We start from the raw sequence: 277 nt of genomic DNA, 5'->3' as shown, positions 1-277 counted from the left end.
CACGCGTCATCCAGCGACAACACCCCCGCCACATGCGCGGCGGCCAGCTCACCGATCGAATGCCCCACCAGCACATCAGGAGTCACACCCCACGACTCCACCAACCGGAACAGCGCCACCTCCAACGCGAACAGAGCGGGCTGGGTGTACGCAGTCCGCTCCAGCAGCGCGGCGTCCTCACCGAACACCACCCCACGCAGAGGCAGCTCCAACTCCACCCGCGCACACACCGCATCAAAAGCATCCGCAAAGACCGGGAACGCCCCGTACAACTCAC

The 277-nt window shown here is 65.7% G+C and carries 1 protein-coding gene; it reads right to left on the bottom strand.

Translation table 11 applies throughout. The features are described 5' to 3' along the window. On the bottom strand, positions 1–277 hold a 277-nt coding region (locus E0D90_RS26230; protein WP_130800364.1), incomplete at both ends, for an acyltransferase domain-containing protein.

The organism is Streptomyces otsuchiensis, from assembly GCF_004305975.1.
Lineage (GTDB): Bacteria > Actinomycetota > Actinomycetes > Streptomycetales > Streptomycetaceae > Streptomyces > Streptomyces otsuchiensis.
The sequence above is the reverse complement of the archived record's forward strand: the minus strand, read 5'-3'. Positions and strand labels throughout refer to the sequence as shown.